Below are 16,343 nucleotides of genomic sequence, written 5' to 3'. Positions count from 1 at the left end.
GGCGCGCGGTGCGCCGCCCGCCCGGCTACTTCACGGCCTTGGCGTAGTCGGCCCACAGCCGCACCGCGCGCTCACTGCCGGGGGTGCCCGGTGCGTCACCGCCCAGCCCGGTGAGCGGAAGCGGAATCAGGTCGGTCAGCGACATCCGGTAGACCACGACGGCCGTGGACTCCTGCCCGGTGCTGGCCACGAACCAGCCCGCCGTGTTCGCGGCCGTCGTGCCCGTCTTGCCGGCGGCGCCGGGGCGGGCCTTGCCCGCCGTCTTCGCCGACCCCTCGGTGACGGCGTCCCGCAGGGCCTCCGTCACCGTGCGCGCCGTCTTGGCGGACATCGCCCGGACCGGCTTCGGGGCGACGAGCGGCACCGCGGCGCCGTTGCGGCTGACCGAGCGCACCGAGTACGGGTCGGTGTGCATTCCGTCCGCGGCGAAGGTCTCGTAGGCGCCGGCCATGCGGATCGCGCTCGGCGTCGAGTTCTCCCCGAGGGCGAAGGCGGGGATCCGCGGGCCCAGGCTCGACGCAAGCAGCCCCGAACGCTCCGCGAACGCCTCCGCCCGGTCGAGGCCGACGTCGAGGCCGAGCTGCAGCATGGGGGTGTTGACCGAGTCGGCCACGGCCTGGCGCAGGGTCACCTGGCCCCAGTTGCGGCCCCCGTCGTTGCGCCCCTTGACCACCTTGCCGCTTCGGTCCCAGTAGGGGCCCTCGGGCGTCTGCACGGTGACCTGGTCGTTGCCGTCGTAGGTGGCGGTGGGGGAGAGGGGCGTACGGGCCTTGCCGCGCGTGCGCAGCACCCCCTCTTCGAGTCCGGCGGCGTACACGAGGGGGGTGAAGGCCGAGCCGGCCGGGATCGTGGTCGCGTTCGACTCGTTGAAGCCCTGCTTGAGGTAGTCGGGGCCCCCGTACACGGCGAGCAGGCGCCCGTCGGGGGCGACGCTCGCCGCGCCGATCTTCGCGTGCTTGTCGGTGTCGGGCCGCTTCTCCGCGTCGAAGCCCTTCTCGGCGTTCTGCACGGCGGCGGTCAGTGCCGCCATCCGGGACTGGTCGAAGGTGGTGTAGACCTGGTAGCCGCCGAGGTCGAAGTCGGAGTCCTTGATGTGGCCGGACTTGACCGCGTACTGCTTGGCCAGCTCCACCAGGTAGCCGGTCTGTGCGCCGGGGGTGCCGGAGAGGGAGGTGCCCGAGGGCTCGGGGAAGGTCTTGTACGTGGCGCGCTCGGCGGCCGATATCTGCCCGGTCTCGACCATCCGGTCCAGGATCCAGCTCCACCGTTCGACGGCCCGCGCCCGGTTCTCCTTGCCGAGGGCCGGGTCGAACAGGCCGGCGCCCTTGAGGAGCGAGGCGAGGAAGGCGCCCTCGCTGGCGTTGAGCTGCGAGACGTCCTTGCCGTAGTAGGCCTGGGAGGCGCGCTGGATGCCGTAGGTGCCGCGGCCGAACCAGCTGGTGTTGAGGTAGTCCTGGAGGATCCGCTTCTTGGACTTCTGGTTGTCCAGCTTCACCGCGAGCAGGAGCTCGGTGAACTTCCTTGAGAGGGTGCGCTCCTGGCTGAGGTAGGCGTTCTTCACGTACTGCTGCGTGATGGTCGACCCGCCCTGGGTCTCGCCCCCGGTCACGGCGGCGCGCACGGCGCGCAGGACGCCGGAGGGGGAGACTCCGGGGTCCGAGTAGAAGCTGGCGTTCTCGGCGGCGAGGACGGCTCCCTGGACTTTCGGGGGCACCTTGTCGAGCGGCATCTCCTGCCGGCTGACCCAGCCCGTCCTGGCCATCGTGGAGCCGTCGGCCCAGTAGTAGATGTTGTCCTGCTGCTTGGCGAAGGAGTTGAGGTCGTCGGGTATGTCCGTCGTCGCGTACGCGCAGGCGACGAAGCCCACCATGCCTATGAAGACGTACAGGCACGCGCCGAGCCACTGGCGCCACGAGGGAGCCCAGCGGCGCCAGCCGGTGCGGCCGGGTCTCGGGTAGGCGGGGCGCAGGCGCCGCACCCACGGGCGCACCGCGGCGACGGCCCGGGTGGCGGCCGAGGTGGCGGCCCCGAGGAGGGCCGGGGGGAGGGTGATGCGCCGGCGGGCCGTCGCGCGGGGCTTGCGACGGGAACCGGAACTTCCGCGACGGCCCGAGGGGGTGCCACCGCCGTTGTCCGGAACCACCCTTGTGTCCCGTGATCGCCCTCTTCCGGCCCTTTCCTGCCTGCCCACTGCGCATGCCCTTTCTGCTGCTCTTGCCCCACACCCTAGAGGCACTTGCTGTGGGGTCGCCCAGCGACCGAACGTGTCCGCTTCCTTACGGGTGAGTAGGGAAACGTGCCGTCGGTCCGGCCGCACAAACGGAACGGAGCGAAGGTGTCGTGAAGTTGTGCGAAGATTCCGTGCCTCGGTTCGAGTGGACCGGGTGACAAGGGGAAAATAGTGATACCAAAGAGGTTCAAGGTCGCCGCCGGCGCGGCCCTGACCGTGGGCGCGGTGACCGCAGGTCTGCTCGCTTCCTCTGCGAGTGCGGAATCCGGCCCCAAAGCAGCCGACCGCAAGACGGTCGACACCTTCGGGCGCCTTGCGGGCGACGTACTGTCGCAGCGCTCCGATGCCCTGGTCGAGGACCAGGGAGGGCATCGCAATTCGGGCCGTAACGCCACGAAGGGCCGCATGTCGGCCCAGTTGGCGAAGGACGAGGCCTCCGCGCTCTCGTCCCTGAAGTCCCGCAGGACCCGGCTCGCGGACCTCGGTGAGGCCTACACGAAGGCCGACACCAAGGTGACGGTGGAGAAGGCCACGGTCACCGGCGGGAAGGCCACCGTCGAGGTCACCGAGCAGACCACGCTCACGTACAAGAAGCTGCGCGGGGACGAGCCGGCGACGACCGACTTCCGGACCCGGTACGAGCTCAAGCTCACCAGCAAGAAGGGCGGTGCCTGGGAGCTGAACTCGATCAAGTCCCAGGAGAACGGCCCGGTCGCGGTGAACGAGCCGGTGGCGGCCAAGGCGAACGTGGTCAAGGACGACGGCAACCAGTACCCGGACGGCACGCCCGCGTCCACCAAGTACCCGGCGCCGGCGAAGCCCAAGGCCAAGACCGGCGGTGCCTACGACTACGCGGCCATGGCGAAGTACGCCGAGAAGTACTGGAGCAACTACAACCCGGCGTACCGGAAGTTCTCCGGCGCGGGTGGTGACTGCACCAACTTCATCAGCCAGGCGCTGAAGGCGGGTGGCTGGAAGGCCGTTCCGGGCTCCACCTCGGACTACCGCAACTGGTGGTACGACGGAGCCAGGCAGTCCGACTCCTGGGTCGGTGCGAACGAGTGGGCCTGGTTCACGCTGTCCAACCAGCGGGCGGCCAACCTGGCCAACGTGTACCAGACGGACGTCGGTGACATCGTGCAGGTGGACTTCAACAAGGACGGGTCCAAGGACCACTCCATGATGGTGACCTACCGCAGCAGCGCGGGCATGCCGTACGTCACCTACCACTCCACGAACACCTACCGGAAGTCGCTCGCGAGCCTCATCGCGTCCTACCCGGACGCGGTGTACTACGCGTACCGCACCTGACCGGTGCCCCTCGGCTCCTCCCGTCGCGGAACCCCGTCGCGGAACCCCGTGGCGGGAGGAGCCGGTTCACGGCGTCTCCAGTTCCCGGACGAGCCGCCGCACGATGTCGGTGGACGAGATCACGACCCGGTCCTCCAGCTCCCGCGCGGCGGGGACGACCGACGCCGCCGAGGCGAGCAGCACGGGAGCCTTGCGCAGGGTCCCCCACAGGCGCGTCGCCAGCGCGGCCGCGACGGCGCCGGCCCACCCGGCCGGGCCCGGCCCGTCGTCGACGACGGACACCAGGCTGCCGGGGCCCACGAACCCCGTGACCGGCTCCAGGTCGAACGGGAACAGCCGCGAGGGCACGAAGAGCTGGACGGTCACGCCCGTGGCCGCCAGGGCGCGCGCGGCCCGGACCGAGCGGGCGACGGTCCCGCCCGTGCAGAACACCGTCACCTCCGCGGCGACGCCCGACGGGCCCCCCGCCCCGGCGCCCACCACCAGGCGCATCCACCGGGACCCGCCGAACGGCCCGGTCACCTCGACGCCGGGTTCCGCCCGGGGGGTGAGCGGGTAGCGGCCGTAGAGCGACCTCGGTTCGAAGAACACGCTCGGCCGGCCGAGCCCGATCGCCGCGGCGAGCTGCTCGCCGGGATCGTGCACCGGGCTCAGCTCGAAGAGGTGCAGGTCGGGGACGCCGAGGAAATGGCGCTGCGGCGACCGGCCGTGCGCCGCGCCGTCGCCCTGCCCGGACCCCACCGGGCACCGCACGACCAGGTGGATCGGCAGCGTCCTGCCGTACATCGACACCAGCCTGCTCGACATGGTGAGGATCTGGTCGAACGACTGGGCCACGGAGCCGCCGGACGGGATCTCTACGATCGCCTTCTCACCGGTCAGGGCCAGCCCGTTGGCGACGCCGAGGACCGCCGCCCCGCCGACCGGCGTACCGAACACCCGGGACGGGTAGGCCTTCGCCAGGCCGGCGGTGATCTTGAACGTGCCCCCCTGGGGATCGGCCACGTCGCCGCCCAGGACGAAGACGGAGTCGTCCTCGGCCATCACCCGGTGGAGGGCGTCGTTCAGCAGGCGGCCGAGCCGCGCACGGGGGGTCATCCGCAGTACTCCCACCCCGACGGCTCCAGCGCGAGCACCTCGTCGACGACCCGGTCCATCCGTTCGCGCTGGCGCCGCTCCGCCGCCGCGAACGCCGCGTCGCCCGGTACGTCGTACACCGTGTACCAGTCGGCCGCGGTGCGGAACTCCACGATCAGGGGCCGCCCGGAGCGCACCCGCTCCACGGGTTCCGCGAGCCGTGCGCGGACGGCGCCGACGTCGCAGCCCCCGATCAGCAGGTGGTCGACGCCGAAGGCCGCGGCGCGCGCTGCGACGGACCCGGCCGGTGCGGCGGCGGGGGCCGCCCGGCCGGCACCGTCGTGCTCGACGACCAGCAGCAGCGGCAGGCTCCAGAGGGCCGCGATCTCCAGGGTCTCGTACACCACGCCCTCGCCCCACGCGCCGTCGCCGACGAAGCACACGCTCAGCCCGCCGGTGCCGCGCTGCTTGCGGCCGAGCGCGGCCCCCGCGGCGACCGGCACGCCCGAGCCCCGCACTCCGGCGGACATGAATCCGGGCCGGTAGAGGTGGTGGGATCCGCCGACGCCGCGGCAGACGCCCTCGTCCTTGCCGAGGATCTCGGCCAGCAGGCCGTGCGGGTCGTCGTGGCGGGCGAGGTACCGGCCGTGTCCGTGGTGGTCGCTGAACACGTCGGCGTCGGGCACGAGATCGAGCAGGGCGACCGGAACGTACTCCCGGCCGGGGCGCGGGCGCGTCGTCCCGGGCCGCCGGCCGGCGGCGGACAGCTCCGGCAGGCGCTCCTCGAAGACCCGGATGGCCAGCATCCGTTCCACGTCCCGCAGGTCCGGACCGCTTGCGGCGGGTTCCATCTGCTGAGGTCTCCTTGTCCGGTGCGCGGAGGTTCGTGCCAGTCCCTTCCGGGCGAGGGGGGTTCGAGATCCCGCATCGTGGAAGAACGCTTCGCTGATGCGGTCACGGGACCGAAGGGCGGTGTGCCGGAAGGGGGTGCGGGACGGAGCGGCGGGTCAGGGCGCCGGCGTACCCGAGGTCCTGGGCCATCAGGGCCAGCCGGCAGCTGATGTCCGTGCGGTGGACCCGCGGGGCACGGTCGGCGGCGGGCGGAACGCCCCCGGACCGGCCGGCCTCCGCCAGGACGTCCAGCGCCCGCGCGAGGTCCAGCCCGAGGCGCTCCGCCGTCGCGAACGCCTCGCCCAGGGCGATCAGCAAGGAACCGGCGAGCAGTTCGTCGACCTGCCTGAACCGGCCGCCGGCCCCGGTCGGGCCCAGCCGGAAGACCCGGTCGGTGAACACGGCCAGCAGCGGGCGCGCGGATTCGACGGCGGCGGCCGAGCCGCCGGCGAACACGATCGGGGTGCCGTCGGGGGCCCGTGGGGTGGTCCCGGTCACCGGGGCGTCGACCGGCGCCAGCGCGCGTTCACGGCAGGCCTCGGCCCAGTCGGTCGTCCACCCGCCGGAGAGGGGCGAGCACTCGACGGCCGGTGTTCCGGGCCGCGCGCCGGCCAGGGCGCCGTCCGCGCCGAGCCACACCGAGCGGCTCGCCGCGTCGCCGCTCACCGCGGAGAGCACCGCGCGGGCACCCTGCGCGGCCTCGCGCGGGGTGGAGCAGAGCGTGGTGCCCGCCCCGGACTGCCCTTCGAGCAGGTCGGGCGTCCGGTGGTGGAGCCGTACGAGGAACCCCGAGAGGCGCAGACGCGGGACGATCCGGGAGACCATCGGGCCGGCTCCCAGGACGGCGACGGTGTCTCCCGGGGCGAGGGGTCCCGGGAGCGGGGACGGCGGGACGACGGCTGTCTCGATCTCCAACGGGCTTCCTCTTCGATCGGGTTCGTGTCCGCGGCCCGCGGGCCGCTCGGGGTGTCCGGGGCGTCCGGGCCCGGGCCGGTGGCGTGCCCGGCGGACCTCGCCGGACACGGGGCTAGATGTAGCCCTCGCGCAGTGCGTAGGCCACGGCGTGGGCGCGGTTGCGCAGTTGGAACCGGGTCGTCACGGTGTGCAGGATGTTCTTGACCGTCCGCTCCGAGTACGCGAGCTCGACCGCTATCTCCGCGGTGTCCATGCCGTCGGCCACCAGCCGCAGGACGTCGACCTCCCGCGGCACCATGCCCAGGGCGACGGAGGCGGCGCCCTGCCCGCCGGCCTTGCCTTCCTGGAGCCGCCCCATGTGGCCGATCAGCTGGGCCAGCAGGTCGGGCGGCAGTTCGCAGCCGCCCCGTTCGGCAGCGAGGACGGCCTGGCGCAGCCGTGCCCCCGTGGCCTCGCGGCGCCACAGGATCGTGGTCACACCGCACGCGACGACGTCCAGCAGTTCGGCCTCCCGGATCCGGTCCAGGACCAGCACCACCCCGACCTTCTCGGCCCGCACCAGCCGGGACAGCCTCGACAGGACCGTCTCGTCGAAGGCGTCGGCGATCAGCAGGGCGACGTCGGCACCGTCCTGCCGGGTGTCGTCCACGAGCGCGATCTCCGGGTACTGGCGCAGGTGGCTCATCGCTCCGGCCCGGGTGATCGGGTCCGGGGCGTGAATGGCGACCGCCACCCGGCGGGAGGTACGGACGTCGTCGACGAACTGCAGCACGGTGAAGAACTCCTTTTCCCACGACCGGCTCCCACCCTTTCCCATCGGGCGGGGCGCGGCCATCGTGGTCGACCACGAGATCGGGACCACGACCACGAGGAAGGCGGCGGGGCGAGGGCCGTGCGGGGCCGTACGGGAACGCTCCACGGGGGCACCGGACGTCCACACCGGTCCGGCAGCGGTCGCCACGGCGCGCGGACCCGTCCGGATCGCAGGCTATCCGCGGCCCCCGCCTCTCCGCCCCCGTGCCGGGGGCAGAGCCGGTGCGCCCTTCCGGGCAGCGAAGGGCGGGGCGGCTTCCCCCGGGTCTGCCCTTCCCGTCCTGCCCGCCGCGCCCGCCCGCTCCTACGCTCGTCGGTGTCGTGGGGTTTCCCCCTGATCACCACGACGCCGGTTCGGCCGGTCCGGCCGTCAGCCGGTCCGGCCGGTCCAGCCGGCCGCGTCGGCCCCGTCGGCTCAGCCGGTCTTGCCGAGGGCCACGGCCAGGTCCCCGCGGCGGATGCCGAGCTTGCGGTAGCAGTGCGTCAGATGGGTCTCCACCGTCCGTACGGCGAGGTGCAGCAACTCGGCGATCTCGACGTTGCTGTGGCCGGCCGCAGCCAGTTGCGCGATGCGGCGCTCACTGGAGGTGAGCGCCGTGGTGCCGGTGTGCCGCGCCCGCCGGGGCCGGGCCCCGCAGTCGCGCAGGGCCGCCCGCGCGACGAGGTTCATCCGTACCGCTCCCGTCCGTTCGGCCCGCTCGACGGCCTCGCGGAACACCGCGCGGGCCCGCCGGCTCTGGCCCGAGTCGTGCAGGGACCGGCCGAGCGACACCAGGGCGGGCAGCAGCTCGGGCAGCGGCTCCGCCGGGCCGCGCAGCAACTCCACCGCCTCCTCGACCAGTTCCAGCCCGTGCCGGCCACCGAGCGCCACCCCCAGGGCGCGCAGCGCCCGGCCCACCGCGCGGGGCGTTCCCCACGCGCGGGCCAGCCGGAGCTCCTCCCGGGCCAGCGCGGCAGCCTGCTCCGGCGACCCGAGCGCCACGTGGCAGTCGGCGGCGGCGGAGCGCCACGGGGTGACGATCGGGCTCTCCACCTCCCGGGCGGACTGGCGCCTGCCGCACTCCAGGAGGTCCGTGAGGGCGGCGTCGGGTTCGTCCGACGCCATGTGCAGCAGACCCCGCGCGTACAGGAACTCGTTCCACTCCCACGAGCCGTGCGCGCCCCCGGCCGTGACGGCGTAGGCGAGGCGGCGGGCTTCGGCGAGCCGCCCGGTCTCGGTCAGGGCGATGATCGTCTGGGCGCGCAGATGGGCGTTCTCCGCGCCGGGCGCGGCCATGTTGCCCGGCAGGACGTCCCGCAGTGCCGTGTCGGCCAGCAGCGCGGTGTACCGGCCGCGCATCACCTCGGCCTCCGCCGCGACGCTCAGCAGGCTCTGGTGGCCGGGGTGCAGCAGGTTCGGCGTCCGGCAGGCGACGAGCCCCCGGGCCACCAGCCGGTCGGCCTCGGTCAGTTCGTCCGCCCACTGGGCCAGCGTGGCGGCCGACGCGTAGAGGTACGGTTCGAGCAGCGGGTCCAGCGAGGTCCGCGTCAGCGACCGGACCCGCTCCATGGCCTCGGCCGCCGACAGCCGGCCGGCCGTCGCGCCGTGTTCGGTGAGCAGGGCCCTGGCCGTCGGGGCGATCCCGTCGGGAGCCTGCTCCTCGATGCGGCGCAGTTCTGCCACCACCCGCAGCCAACTGTCCCCGTCGTGCGAGGAGATCAGGGCGGTCGCGGCCTGCACCGCGTGCGCGAGGTCGGTCGAGTCGGCGAAGCCCTCCGCGAGTTCGGCCAGTACGTCCAGGGCGGTGTGGACCTCGCCGCGGGCCACCAGGGCCGTACCGAGCGCGGTGGCGGCGCGGACCCGCCCTCCGGCGGAGCGTTGCAGACGCAGGGCCTCCGCCAGGTGGCGCACTCCGGAGGCGCGTTCGTCCCGTACCTCCAGACAGCCCAGCCGGATGAGGGCCTCGCTGCGGCGCACGACGGACAGCGGTTCCCGCAGCGCCCGGCGGAGGCAGGCGATCGCCTCGTCGGCCCGCCCGTCGCGGACGGCCTTCGCGGCGGCGCCGGTCAGTGCGTCGGCGGCCCAGGGAGCGCCCACGGCGGGTATCGGCAACAGGTGGCGCACCACCGACTCCTCCGGATCGCCCCGGTGGTGCAGCAGTTCGGCCGCGCGCCGGCGCACGTCCGCGCGGCGGTGCCGTTCCCACGTGTCGCGTACGGCCTCGTGCAGCAGCGGGTGGGCGAAGACCGGCCTGCCGCTGCGCGGGTCCTTCCGCAGCAGGCCCTGACGGGTGAGTTCGCCGGTCCAGCCGCGCACCCGGGACGGATCGACGTCGCTCACGGAGACCAGCAGCGCCAGTGCGTCGTCCTCGTCCTGGATTTCGGCGAAGGTCCGGACGGCGTCCGCGGTCTCGGCACCGGCGTCGTGCAGCCAGCGGAGCACCGCGCCGGTGAACGCGCCGGGACGCAGGTCGGCGCAACTCCCGGGCAGACGGACCGGGAGGGGGCTTCCGACGGCCGTCTCCCGCAGGTCCGTGAGGAGCGCGTGCAGCAGCATCGGATTGCCCCCGACGGCGCCGACGCACTCCTCGGTCAGGGTGTGCGGTGCGTCGTCGCCGAGGACGGAGCGCACGAGGGCCCGGGCGGCCGTCGCACCGAGCGGGGCCAGCAGGCAGATCTCGTCGGCCGGAACGGAACAGGCGTCGGTGAACGAGGGCCGTGGCAGCACCAGGTCGTACTGCCACCGTTCGGTCACCGCCAGCACGACCGGCAGCCGGTCCAGGCGCCGCGTCACCTGGGCGAGCCAGCGCCGTGACACCGCGTCCGCCAGGTGGACGTCGTCCACGGCGAGCAGCACCGGCCCGGACGCGGCCCGTGACCGGAGCAGGCTCCACAGCCGGGACGGCAGATCGGCGCCGTGCAACGAACCGCCCCAGTCGTCGACGTCCGGCGGGCCGTCGGCCGGACCGAGGCCGTCGAACAACTGCAGGACCACCCCGAAGTCGACCCCGGCCTCCTGGAGGGAGCACCGGGCCCTGAGGACCGTCGTCCCGTGACGCTCCGTGTCCCGGGCGAGGGCCCGCAGCGCGGAGCTGCGTCCGCTGCCGCTGGCCCCCCGGATCACCACCGTGCCCCCGGCCCCCGCCGCGGCCCGTCTCACCAGCGCCCGAGCCCTCGCCGGCGGCTCCGCACGCTCCCGCAGCACGGTGGAGGAGGTGTCGGCACGGTCCCGGACGGCGGGGCTCGGCATGGGAACTCCTGGACTTGTTCGGGCACGCTGCGTAGCGGGAAGGACAATTCTGTCTGCCGCTGCAAGACGTACGAAATCCCGGCGCCGCTCCGGACCCCTCTGTGACCTGCGTCTCATGACCGCCAAGGCCCCCCGCGGTCGCCCGTCGGCCGGCGGCGGGCCGTTGCTCGCGGTGTCGAGCCCGTCCGGGCGCCGGGATTTCGGGTCAGCGCTTGAGCGGTGCGTCGTCCGGCCAGCCGTAGCCGGTGCGCGGCGGTTCGGGCACCGCGCCCATCGCGGCCAGGTCCCGGTCGGCGGCGCGCATCAGCTGACCGGCCAGGTCGCGCATCGCCCGGCTCGCCGCGAGCTCGTCACCGATCGCCGGGATCTCCACGTCCTGCGGGTTGCAGCGCGCCTTGCCGCGGCCCGTCATGATGGTCGTCCCGTTGTCGAGCACCGCGCGCGCCGTGGTGGTGCCGCTCTCCTCGTCCAGGTAGACGCCCACCTGCCACTGTTCGGCGTGTGTCATGACGCGCCTCCTCACGCCCGGGGCCCTTTCCCCTCCAGCATCCCCCCGCGGGGGTCCGGGCGCGCTCCGGGCCGTCAGGCGGCGGGAAGGGGGCCGGGGCCGCCCTCCAGGGACACGTGCAGGCCGTCCGGCCGGACGTCGGCGGACGTGGCCCTGAGCCCGAAGGGGTAGGCGGCGCGCGCGTCCGGACCCGGCGCGAGGCGGTCCAGGCCGAGCCGGCCGGCGGGGACGGAGCGGCCGAACACGGTGAGCCCGTCCACGGCGAGGGTGACCCTGCCGTCCGCGAGGGCGGGACGCAGCGTCAGCCGCCCCGCGCCGCCGGGGCCGACGGCGGCGAGCACGGTGCCGGCCGCCGGGTCGGCCGTCACCGAGGCCACGGTCACCGAGGGTGCGGAGGCCCGGATCGCGTCGGCGATCGCCCCCGGGGAGACGGTCACCTCGGCCCGTGTGCCCCCGACGGTGGCCCGCTCGCCGAGGCGGACGTCGTCGAGCCGGGCCCGTACGCGCACCCCCGACAGGCGGCCCACGCGGGCGTCATCACTGCCGACGTCGAGCCGGGGGATGCTCCCGTGCGCCAGGTCCCACAGGGCCCAGTCGCCGCCGATGCCGACCGTGACGGCGTCACCGAGTCCCGGAGCCGCCCTCGCGACGCGGTGCCGGATCAGAGCGCCGGCCGCGGACTCGGCCGCACCGGTCGCGGCGACGGCCACCACGGCCACGGCGCCCGTGACCGAGAGGAGGAGGTGGCGGCGCAGGGCCGCCCGGGTCCCGGCGAGGGGAACGCGCTTCATCGTCGGTCTCCGGGAAGGGGTACGGGAGTGGCTTCGGGGGCGCTGCCGGGGGCGGTCCCGGGGGCGGTCTCGGGTGCGGGCGCCGGGGCGGGGCCCTCCGGGTCGAGCCGGGGCAGGAGCCGGTCCAGCCGGTCGGGGAGCCACCAGTTGGCACGCCCGAAGAGGTACATGGACGCCGGCACCAGGAGCAGGCGGACCACGGTGGCGTCGAGGACGACGCTCACCCCCAGGCCCAGGGCCAGCATCTTGACGGCGACGTTCGTGGAGAGCAGGAAGGCCAGGAAGACGCTGGTCATGATCAGCGCCGCACAGGTGATGACCCGGGCCGTGGCGGCGAGACCGGTGGCCACGGCCAGGTGGTTGTCGCGCCGGTGCAGCCAGACCTCGCGGATCCGGGAGAGCAGGAAGACCTCGTAGTCCATCGACAGTCCGAAGACGATCGCGAACATCATCATCGGTACGTACGACTCGACGGGCACCGGCTCGCCCACCCCGAACAGCGCCCCGCCCCAGCCCCACTGGAACACCGCGACCACCACCCCGTACGCGGCCGCGATCGAGAACAGGTTGAGCACGGCGGCCTTGAGCGCGATCAGCGGGCTGCGGAAGACGGTGAGCAGCAGGAGGAAGGCGGCCACGGCCACCACGCCGACGATCCGGGGCAGCGCGCCCGCCAGGGTGTCGGTGAAGGTCTGGGTGGCGGCGGCGGCGCCGGTGACGTACCCGGTGGTACCGGTGCCCGTCAGGGCCCGCGGGACGGTCTCGTCCCGCAGGGTGCGGATCAGCCGGGCGGTCGCCGGGTCCCGCGGTCCGGTGGCGGGGGTGACGGTGGACAGGAGCAGGGCCCCGTCGGGGCCGGGGACCGGCGCCGTCACGGACGCCACGCCCGGTACGGCCGTCAGCCGCCGCCGGAGCGACGCCGCCAGCTCCTCGCGGCGGGCCGGGTCGGCGACCCGGGTGCTGTCGAGCTGGACGACGACCGTGAGCGGGCCGTTGGCGCCGGCGCCGAAGCCCTCGGTGACCAGGTCGTACGCCCGGCGGTCGGTCCTGGCCGTGGACTGTGCCCCGGCGTCGACGTGCCCCAGCCGCATGGACGCCGCAGGGAGGGCGAGGACGCCGAGCAGGAGCAGGCCGGCGGCCAGGAAGACCCAGGGGCGCCGGGCGACCCGGAGGGCCCAGCGGTGCCAGACGTCGGACTCCCCGGCGGGCTCGGCGACCGGCGTGCGCACGTGGAGCCGGTCGACGCGGCGCCCGAGCAGACCCAGCAGCGCGGGCGTCAGCGTCACCGACGCGGCGGCGGCCACGACCACGCTGAGCCCCGCGGCGATGCCGAGGGTGCCGATGAAGCCCACGCCGGAGACGCAGAGCCCGCCCAGCGCCATGGCCACCGTGGCCGCGGCGACCAGGACGGCACGGCCGCTGGTGGCGACCGTACGCCCGACCGCCTCGGCCGGTTCCGCCCCGGCGTGCAGCAGGGCCCGGTAGCGGGTGGCCAGGAAGAGGGCGTAGTCGACGCCCACGCCGAGGCCCATCATCGCGGCCAGCGTCGGGGACGCCCGGGCGAAGTCGAACGGGCCGGCGAGCAGGCCGAGGGCGCTGAGACCCACGGCCAGGCCCAGCACGGCCGTCAGCAGCGGCAGCCCGGCCGCGGCCACGCTGCCGAAGCCGATCAGCAGCACCAGCACGGCGACGGCCAGACCGATGCCCTCCGAGACGCGGTCGGCGGATCCGGTCGAGGCAAGCTGCCCGAGCGGCTCCCCGTACTCGACGGTGACGCCGTCCGCGCGCAGCGGCTCCACGGCCGCGTCGACCCGGGCCAGGCAGGAGGGGGCGAAGCCCGCCGGGTTGCCGTCGAAGCGGACCGTCACCCGGGCGGTGTCGCCGCGGGGGGAGACCGCCCCGGGCGTGGTCAGCGGGTCGGCCACCGACAGGACGTCCGGCAGCCGGTCCAGGTTGGCCACGGCCGCCGCGACCGCCTCCCGGTGGGCGGCGACCGTACCGCTCCCGGTGTGGAGCACGAGGGGGGCGGCCGTGCCCCCGCCCCCGGCGGTGTGCGCCTCGATCAGGTCGGCGCCGGTCTGGGCGCCGGTGCCGGGCAGGGAGAAGCTGTCCGCGAAGGTGCCGCCCCAGGCGTGGTCGGCGGCCGCGAGGCCGGCCAGGAGCAGTACCCACAGGGCGACGATCCCCCAGGCGTGCCGGGCGCACCGGCGCCCGCTGCGGTGGAGGAGTCCGGGCCCCCCGGTCGATGCGGTGTTCATGGGCCCCACTGTGCGGGGCTCCCGTAAGGGGATCGTTGGCGGATCGTTCGGGGAACGTACGGACGCGCGTGCCCGCCACAGGAGGGACCGAGGACGCCGCGGCGGGCGTCGACGCCCCGCCCCGGCGGGCCTCAGGCCGGGCCGGGCGTCCGCGGGAGGGCGACCGTGAAGCAGGCGCCGCCCTCCGGACCGTGCCCCTCGACCCGCAGGGTGCCCCCGAGACGGCCGGTCAGCCGGTGGGCGAGGGCCAGCCCCAAGCCGCTGCCGACCGGGCGGGTGTCCCGGTAGCGCGCGTGGAGGGCCCCGCTGTCGAAGGCGACGCGTACGTCGTCCTCGGTCAGCCCGGGGCCGCCGTCGCGGACCTGCACCTCGGCCCCGCCCCCCGGGGCCGCCCGCACGGCGAGGACCACGGGCGCGCCCTCGGGCGTGAGCCGCAGGGCGTTCTGGACGAGCCCGTCGACCAGCTGCCGGACCCGGAAGGCGTCCGTCTCGACGACGAGGGGCGGCTCCCGCCGTTCCACCCGCAGCTCGACCCCGGCGCGCGCCCCGGGCCCGGCCCAGAAGGCGGCGGCCTCGGCGACGACCGCGCCCAGGTCGGCCGGGGCCACGTCCAGGCGGAACCCGTCCGCCTCCAGCCGGGCCAGGTCCAGCAGGTCCGCCAGGAACCGGTCCAGCCGGCGCGTCTCGTCGGCCAGGACGCCTCCGACCTCGGGCAGTCGCTCCGGCTCGATCAGGCCGTCGGCCAGCGCCTCGGCGTATCCCTGGAGCGCGGTCAGCGGGGTCCGCAGGTCGTGGGAGACCGACAGCAGGAACTCCCGCTGCCGGTTCTCGCTGCGCGCCAGCGCCGCGTCCAGGACGTTGAGGGCTCGCCCGATGTCCTCCGTCTCCCGCGGCCCGTCGACCGGGGCCGGTACGCCCCGCTCGCCGTCGGCGAGCCGGTGCGCGACCCGCGCGGCCTTCACGAGCGGACGGGCGATGCGGCGCGCCATGAGCGCTCCGGCCAGGGCCGCGCCGAGCATGCCGACGACCAGCGGCACGATCACGCTGCGCCGGATCTGGTTCGTGTTCCGCGTGACCACCGCGTACGGCTCGGTGAGGACGACCGCGCCGCCGCCCACGCCCGGCCGCCCCACCAGCAGCACGTCCTGTCCCCCCAGGACGGCGGTGGTGGAGACGGGTTCGCCGGCGAGCAGGGCCGCCTTCACGGCCGGGCCGACGGCCGGGGTGGCGCCGCCGCCGACCCTCCCGTCGGCGGAGATCACCGCGAGCTCCACCCCGTTCGGTCCGCCCAGTGCCCGGGCGCCGTCGAACAACGCCTCCGACAGGACGGGCAGCCGCCCGAGCACCGTGGCCTGACGCGTCAGCTGGTCGCGCTCGCGCCGCTCGGCGGCGTGCGCGGCGCTCTGCCAGGCGACCAGCCCCGTCAGCGCCACAGCGAGCGCGGCCACCGCGGTGGTCAGCACCACGATGCTGCGGGCCAGCGAGCCGCGGCGGGGGCGGGACCGGTTCACGTACGGGGATCCGTCGCGCTGTAGCCGACGCCGCGGACCGTGCGGATCGGGCTCGCGTCCCCCAGCTTGGCGCGCAACTGCGACACGAACACGTCGACCATCCGGGTGTCGCGGTAGCCGGGGTACCCCCACACCCGCGCCAGCAGCTGTTCCCGGGTGAAGACCTGCCCCGTGTGCCGCACCAGGTGCGCCAACAGGTTGAACTCGGTGGTGGTGAGTTCGACGGGTTCGCCGTCGCGGCGGACGGTGCGGCTGACCGGATCCAGGCTGAGCCGGCCCACGGTCTCGGCCGGCCGGCCCGGCGGCCCGGCCGCCCTGCGCAGCACCGTCTTGACCCGGGCGACCAGCTCGCGCGGCGAGAACGGCTTGGTCAGGTAGTCGTCGGCGCCCAGTTCGAGGCCGAGGATCCGGTCGGCCTCCTCGCCGCGCGCGGTGACCAGCAGGACCGGCGTCCAGTCGCCGGCGTCCCTCAGGGCCTTGCAGAAGGCGATGCCGTCCAGCCCCGGCAGGCCGATGTCCAGCACGATCGCCACCGGGTGCATCCGCCGCGCGGCGGCGAGCCCGGCGGTCCCGTCGGCCTCGACGTGCACGCCGAAGCCCTCCCGTGCCAGGTAGAGCCGCTGCACGTCGGCGATGTGGCGCTCGTCCTCGACGACCAGCACGAGGCCCTTGGACTCCGTCATCACTTCCCCTCACGCGCGGTGAACCCCGCCGATGCTAACCGCGGGGCCCCGGCCGCCCGGCGGGCGCGCCGCCACCCGTACGTTCCCCGAACATTGAGGCGGCGAGCCCCCCGCGCGGCCGCCGGG

General features: G+C 74.8%; 12 protein-coding genes. 1 reads left to right on the top strand and 11 read right to left on the bottom strand.

Translation table 11 applies throughout. The features are described 5' to 3' along the window. Positions 1-25: 25 nt before the first annotated feature. On the bottom strand, positions 26-1,870 hold the full coding sequence (locus ACZ5D2_RS11105; protein WP_468928766.1) for a transglycosylase domain-containing protein: 1,845 nt from the start codon (positions 1,868-1,870) through the stop codon (positions 26-28). Positions 1,871-2,401: 531 nt separating this feature from the next. Between ACZ5D2_RS11105 and ACZ5D2_RS11100 the strand changes: the two genes are divergently transcribed. After that, positions 2,402-3,541: an amidase domain-containing protein gene (locus tag ACZ5D2_RS11100; protein WP_371680418.1), complete on the top strand. Its 1,140-nt coding sequence runs from the start codon at positions 2,402-2,404 to the stop codon at positions 3,539-3,541. A 66-nt stretch (positions 3,542-3,607) separates the two neighbouring features. Here ACZ5D2_RS11100 and ACZ5D2_RS11095 read toward each other — a convergent pair whose 3' ends face one another. From ACZ5D2_RS11095 to ACZ5D2_RS11050, 10 genes are all read right to left on the bottom strand, one after another. Then, positions 3,608-4,639, bottom strand: coding sequence for a transketolase C-terminal domain-containing protein (locus ACZ5D2_RS11095; protein ID WP_468928714.1), 1,032 nt, complete (start codon positions 4,637-4,639; stop codon positions 3,608-3,610). Further along, complete coding sequence (locus tag ACZ5D2_RS11090) at positions 4,636-5,469, bottom strand: thiamine pyrophosphate-dependent enzyme (protein WP_468928712.1); 834 nt, start codon at positions 5,467-5,469, stop codon at positions 4,636-4,638. The genes ACZ5D2_RS11095 and ACZ5D2_RS11090 overlap by 4 nt, the downstream gene beginning before the upstream one ends. A 103-nt stretch (positions 5,470-5,572) precedes the next feature. Further along, a complete protein-coding gene (locus ACZ5D2_RS11085) occupies positions 5,573-6,424 on the bottom strand; it encodes an NAD(P)-dependent oxidoreductase (RefSeq protein WP_468928710.1) in 852 nt (283 codons plus the stop codon). Between the two features lie 112 nt (positions 6,425-6,536). After that, positions 6,537-7,196 (bottom strand): helix-turn-helix transcriptional regulator, encoded by a 660-nt coding sequence (locus tag ACZ5D2_RS11080; protein WP_371680423.1) that lies wholly within the window; start codon positions 7,194-7,196, stop codon positions 6,537-6,539. Between the two features lie 456 nt (positions 7,197-7,652). Continuing rightward, the gene (locus tag ACZ5D2_RS11075; RefSeq protein WP_468928707.1) at positions 7,653-10,466 is read right to left on the bottom strand and encodes an AAA family ATPase; all 2,814 of its coding nucleotides are present in this window, start codon (positions 10,464-10,466) and stop codon (positions 7,653-7,655) included. Between the two features lie 205 nt (positions 10,467-10,671). Beyond that, on the bottom strand, positions 10,672-10,974 hold the full coding sequence (locus tag ACZ5D2_RS11070; RefSeq protein WP_371680425.1) for a DUF1876 domain-containing protein: 303 nt from the start codon (positions 10,972-10,974) through the stop codon (positions 10,672-10,674). Between the two features lie 74 nt (positions 10,975-11,048). Continuing rightward, positions 11,049-11,765, bottom strand: coding sequence for an LmeA family phospholipid-binding protein (locus ACZ5D2_RS11065; RefSeq protein ID WP_371680426.1), 717 nt, complete (start codon positions 11,763-11,765; stop codon positions 11,049-11,051). After that, on the bottom strand, positions 11,762-14,023 hold the full coding sequence (locus ACZ5D2_RS11060; RefSeq protein ID WP_468928705.1) for an MMPL family transporter: 2,262 nt from the start codon (positions 14,021-14,023) through the stop codon (positions 11,762-11,764). Before ACZ5D2_RS11060 ends, ACZ5D2_RS11065 begins: the two co-directional genes overlap by 4 nt. Before the next feature lie 131 nt (positions 14,024-14,154). Next, entirely contained in the window at positions 14,155-15,534 is a 1,380-nt protein-coding gene (locus ACZ5D2_RS11055; RefSeq protein ID WP_468928703.1) for a sensor histidine kinase, read from the bottom strand. After that, positions 15,531-16,217: a response regulator transcription factor gene (locus ACZ5D2_RS11050; RefSeq protein WP_371680429.1), complete on the bottom strand. Its 687-nt coding sequence runs from the start codon at positions 16,215-16,217 to the stop codon at positions 15,531-15,533. The genes ACZ5D2_RS11055 and ACZ5D2_RS11050 overlap by 4 nt, the downstream gene beginning before the upstream one ends. Positions 16,218-16,343 lie beyond the last annotated feature (126 nt).

This window comes from Streptomyces sp. NPDC031479 (assembly GCF_055581065.1).
The sequence above is the reverse complement of the archived record's forward strand: the minus strand, read 5'-3'. Positions and strand labels throughout refer to the sequence as shown.

What these genes read in the sequence shown, in the direction of transcription:
- ACZ5D2_RS11090 (WP_468928712.1), bottom strand. Translation starts at nt 5,469, where the DNA reads ATGGAACCCGCCGCAAGCGGTCCGGACCTGCGGGACGTGGAACGGATG.
- ACZ5D2_RS11065 (WP_371680426.1), bottom strand. Translation starts at nt 11,765, where the DNA reads ATGAAGCGCGTTCCCCTCGCCGGGACCCGGGCGGCCCTGCGCCGCCAC.
- ACZ5D2_RS11105 (WP_468928766.1), bottom strand. Translation starts at nt 1,870, where the DNA reads ATGGTGGGCTTCGTCGCCTGCGCGTACGCGACGACGGACATACCCGAC.
- ACZ5D2_RS11060 (WP_468928705.1), bottom strand. Translation starts at nt 14,023, where the DNA reads ATGAACACCGCATCGACCGGGGGGCCCGGACTCCTCCACCGCAGCGGG.
- ACZ5D2_RS11075 (WP_468928707.1), bottom strand. Translation starts at nt 10,466, where the DNA reads ATGCCGAGCCCCGCCGTCCGGGACCGTGCCGACACCTCCTCCACCGTG.
- ACZ5D2_RS11095 (WP_468928714.1), bottom strand. Translation starts at nt 4,639, where the DNA reads ATGACCCCCCGTGCGCGGCTCGGCCGCCTGCTGAACGACGCCCTCCAC.
- ACZ5D2_RS11070 (WP_371680425.1), bottom strand. Translation starts at nt 10,974, where the DNA reads ATGACACACGCCGAACAGTGGCAGGTGGGCGTCTACCTGGACGAGGAG.
- ACZ5D2_RS11050 (WP_371680429.1), bottom strand. Translation starts at nt 16,217, where the DNA reads ATGACGGAGTCCAAGGGCCTCGTGCTGGTCGTCGAGGACGAGCGCCAC.